Here is a 4,115-nt window from a genome sequence, read left to right on the forward strand (position 1 = left end):
GCGCGGGGCTCGTCACTCGCGGCGCCGACACCACGGGTGTGCCACCGCCCGCGCGGACTCGCGAGCGAAGCGCACGCTCCGCTTCCGTGGGCCACCCCGGCAGCGCGGCCAGGGCCTGACGCGCCAGCTCCAGGAACGCGGGCGCACTGGCCTCCGGAGGAATCTTCACCTTCTCCGCGCGCAGCCACTCCGCCATGCGCGTGAGCAGGCCCGGGTGCTGACGGCGCAGGATGGCCACGTCGCCCTTCACCTCGTACCCGCGCAGCTCCAACTCGGCGATGGCCATGGCGCGGCTGGGCACGGGCAGCTCCATCCGGGCCAGCGCCTCCGGTCCACGGTTCGCCCCCGCGTCCTCCTGGAGTTGGGTGAGCACGTCGTGGAGCATGCGCGCCACCATGGGGCCGTTGGAGGCATTGCCCATCTGGAGCTCCGGCGGCACCGACGGCCACGCGAGCACCAACCCCTGTCCCTGCGCGATGACGTCCGGTCGGTCTCCCGGCAAGAGCGCGACATAGCCACGAGGCGCGGTGGCGCTCTCCGGCGTCTGCGCGTAGTGGAACGCGTCCGCCGCCCCATGCGTCAGCCCCGCGAGCATGTCTCCGCGAGTCACCGTGAGCTGCCCCGGCACGCGCTGCGGCGAGGTGCCCGGCCACGGACCCGACAGGTGCCCGTAGAGGTACACCGGGTCGTTGAATCCCTCGGCGTCCGCGGGATGCTCGACGAGCTCGATGGAGAAGAAGAACAGCTCCGACGCGGCGATGCGCCGAGGCGTGCGCCCGGAGGCGACTTCGTGGTGCGTGAGCTGCGCGCGCGCGGCGGCCGGCAACAGGCCCCGCTCGCTCGCGGGCACCACGTGGAGTCCGCCCAGCGCATCCAAGCCCACCAGCCACTCCGGCTCCAGGACGTGATTCGAGTCCAGCCGGAAGGCGTCCACCACGTGCGCAATCTCGGAGGCGTCCGACTGGACGGGCTCCGGTGGCGTGGCGGCGTGGGGGATGAAGTAGCGGGGCAGGTTCACGGCGGCGGCGTCAGGCTCCCGCAACCACGCGGACCACGCAAGCTCGGCACGGGCCCCTTGAGTCAGTCCCAGGCTCCCGCGTGGACGTCTCGTGCCTCCTGCAAGGCGATGGGGCCTTCCACCTCGGTGGGGCTGCTGCCCCGCTCGAAGGCCTCCCGGCACGACATGGCGAGCCCACCCCGGACCGTGCCCACCCGCTTCGCGAACTCCACCGACGACAGGGAGAACACCACCCGTCGCACGCCGCCCCAGAAGATGGCGCCCGCGCACATGGCACACGGCTCCGTGCTCGCGTACATCGTGCAACCCGCGAGGACCTCCGGCGCGAAGCGCTTCGTCGCGTCCCGCATCAGGTTGGACTCCGCGTGGCCCGTGCAGTCCCGCTGCGTCGCCACCGTGTTCTCGCCCTCCAGCAGCACGTTGCCCTGCGCGTCCACCAGCACCGCTCCGAAGGGTTGGTCCCCACGCGCCCTGGCACGGCGCGCCGCTTCGATGGACCGCAGCAGGAATCGGGTTTCCTCGGGACGCATGGGCCAGCCTCCGGTTCGGGGCGGCAACCTAGCGATGCACCCGGGACAGCGCCACGGTTCCACGGGGAGGAGGGACGTCGGCTCCTCGACCCGCGCCGTGTGTCCCCGGGGGGCTGGATGCGAGTCCAGCTCCCCAAGGCACGTTCAGCGGTTACTGGTCGTCGCAGGGGGTGCCCAGGCGGATGCCCTCGTACACGCCCAGGTCGTTGTAGATGAGCGGCAGGTTCTCCTCGACGGGGACCTGGCGCAGCTCCAGCGACTTCTTCGTGTTCTCAATCCAGACCGACGACTTCGCCTTGTCCAACACCAGCCGGAGGTCGCCCTTCTTGGTGGAGAAGATTTCACCTTCCGAGTCGGAGATGACGTTGGTCATCTTCTGTGGCTTGAGCGCGCCACGCGGACCGATGAAGACGCGGTAGTTCTTCTGGTCCGTGGTGCGGATGCCCTTGTCCACGAAGTAGTAGTTGCCCTTGGTGTCGCGCAGCAGCGCATACGGCGCGAACTGCTGCGGGCTGGGGGCATACGTGGCCTTGCGCAGCAGCTCCGCGGCCTCGCCAGGCGCCATGATGGTGAGCGGCACGTTCTTCTCGCCGCACCGCACCGCGCAGGTCTTCTCCTTGCGGTCGTAGTCCACCTCGGAGACGACGCGCCAGTCCTGGCCCCGGAAGTTGGGGTTGGAGTCCTTGCGGAAGAAGCGCGGCTCCAGGAAGTTGGTGCCGGAGGTGTACGGCAGCGCGGGCACCTCGAAGAAGGTCTTCCCGTCGCCGTAGTAGAGCACGTCCCGACCGCGCTCATCGTCGTCGGGACTCACGACGGAATAGTGCCCCTTGCCGTCGGTGCAGACGGTGGTGGCCTCCATGATCATCTTCTGGCCCAGGTTCTCCTCCTTGCCCCAGGGGGGCTGGAGGGTCTCGGCGGCGAAGGACGCGCTACAGGCGAGTGACGCCGCCACGGCGGCGATACGCTGGAAGTTCATCTGAGGTCTCTCGGACTAAAGGTTCGTCTTGTAGAACTTCTTGGCGAACGTCTCCTGATTGGAGGCGTCGCGAGAGGTGGTCCAGATGAGGCGCTGGGCGTCGAACTTCGGCTCCAGGCTCGCGCCCAGGCGGCAGCTCACCTGCTTCACCTTCTCCTTCACGGTCTGCCTGGCGACATTGGAGACGGTGCACAGGTCCTTGAGGACGCTGAGCGAGGGCTCACAGTAGCCGCTGATGCTCAGCTCCTTGAGCTGGTCGTCGGTGATGCTGCTCCAGTCGATGCTCGCCGCCACGGAGGTGCCACAGGCGTTGTTCATCTCCTGGAGCGTGGCGCCATAGTCCTTGTCGTGGCGCGCCATCTCGCCCTTGCGGTCGAACGCCATCAGCTTCTCCAGCGTGCCGTCCGCCTGCTGCTTCTGGTGCTGCTTGTAGACCTCCTCCGCGTTGAGCGCCTTGGTGCGCTTCTCGTCGAAGGAGACGCGAATCTCCTTGGCGCGCCCCGGCACGTTCAGCTCGTAGCTGGAGTTGCGCATGTACAGCACCGTGTAGCCCCGGCCCTTCCACTGCGTCACATAGTTGTGCTGCTCGGTGCTGTTGGTGCTCCAGTCCTTGAGCTCGAAGGGCAGCACCTTGCCGTCAAGCTCGGAGCCCGTGCCCTGCACACGCAGGATGTACTTCTTGGACGAGCGCGGGCTGAGGGGCACGACGGCCACTTCCTCGCCCTCGGAGCCGGAGTACACCTTGCCGGCTTCAACGGGGGACGCCGCGAGGCTGGAGGTGGCCCCCAGCAACAGCGTGGTGACGAATACCGCGAACATGTTTCTCAAGCGATTCACCTCATGAGGCAGGGGCCCGTCCCATCCGGACGGCGCCATGTGTCAGAACTCGATGTCGTGCTGCTTGCAATACTTCCGGACCCGGGCCTGCTCCAGCCGGGGGACCTTGGGCCATTGGGCCTTGGCGTTGCTCAGGTCTCCCTGCCGGCAGAAAGCCCGGGTGAGCAGCGAATAAGACGCCAGAGGGATGACCTTGGGTTCCCGCCGCTGGCTGCTGCGCGCCAGACGGATGGCCTCCAGGGTGTCCCCCCCGTTTAAAGCACGCTCCGCGTCCGCCAAAAGCTGCCGCACCTCGTCAGAGAGCTTTTCGGAAGGCTCGGGTCGGGTGGAAGGACGCGTGGAGGGGGGCGGGTTCTTCGCCGCCACACCGCTGGGGTCGTCCGGAGGCGGGTCCACCGGCGTCGGCGTTCCGGTGGACGGAGGCGCCCCCGTGGTGCCCTGGTTGCCGGTGGCGACGACGGTCGGAGGGGTGCCCGTGCTTCCCTGCGTGCCCGTGGCGTTCTGCGGGGGAGTGGTGCCCTGGTTGCCCGTGGCGACGGGCTGTCCCGGCGGGGGCGTGGTGCCTCCGGTCGACGTGGTGGGCTGGGGACGGGTGAACCACCAGCCGCCTCCGGCCACGACGACGAGCGCGGCCACGACGAGCGCGGCGACCGGCGCGCGGCTCTTGGGGGCCGGCGCGGGAGGCGTCGCCACCGGGTGGACCACTGCGGCGGCGCTCGCGGGCTGGACAGCGCCGGGCTGCAGGGTGGGGGAC

At 69.1% G+C, this 4,115-nt stretch carries 4 protein-coding genes and 1 pseudogene; all 5 read right to left on the reverse strand.

Translation table 11 applies throughout. The features are described from left to right. On the reverse strand, positions 1–1,018 hold a 1,018-nt coding region (locus HUW62_RS45970), incomplete at its 3' end, for a hypothetical protein (RefSeq protein ID WP_176438051.1). 62 nt (positions 1,019–1,080) lie between these two features. Beyond that, positions 1,081–1,548, reverse strand: a complete 468-nt coding sequence (locus HUW62_RS45975) for a nucleoside deaminase (RefSeq protein WP_176438052.1) — start codon at positions 1,546–1,548, stop codon at positions 1,081–1,083. Between the two features lie 151 nt (positions 1,549–1,699). After that, entirely contained in the window at positions 1,700–2,524 is an 825-nt protein-coding gene (locus HUW62_RS45980; protein WP_163870355.1) for a hypothetical protein, read from the reverse strand. 15 nt (positions 2,525–2,539) lie between these two features. Continuing rightward, on the reverse strand, positions 2,540–3,343 hold the full coding sequence (locus HUW62_RS45985; protein ID WP_255204016.1) for a hypothetical protein: 804 nt from the start codon (positions 3,341–3,343) through the stop codon (positions 2,540–2,542). Positions 3,344–3,403: 60 nt separating this feature from the next. Next, positions 3,404–4,115: pseudogene (locus HUW62_RS45990) on the reverse strand (serine/threonine protein kinase); the annotation flags it as partial.

Origin of the sequence: Myxococcus sp. AM011 (assembly GCF_013372595.1) — a bacterium.
Classification (GTDB): Bacteria; Myxococcota; Myxococcia; order Myxococcales; family Myxococcaceae; genus Myxococcus; species Myxococcus eversor.

Bases quoted from the DNA above. Each gene is read 5' to 3' on its own strand.
- HUW62_RS45985 (WP_255204016.1), bottom strand. From the start codon at position 3,343: ATGTTCGCGGTATTCGTCACCACGCTGTTGCTGGGGGCCACCTCCAGC.
- HUW62_RS45975 (WP_176438052.1), bottom strand. From the start codon at position 1,548: ATGCGTCCCGAGGAAACCCGATTCCTGCTGCGGTCCATCGAAGCGGCG.
- HUW62_RS45980 (WP_163870355.1), bottom strand. From the start codon at position 2,524: ATGAACTTCCAGCGTATCGCCGCCGTGGCGGCGTCACTCGCCTGTAGC.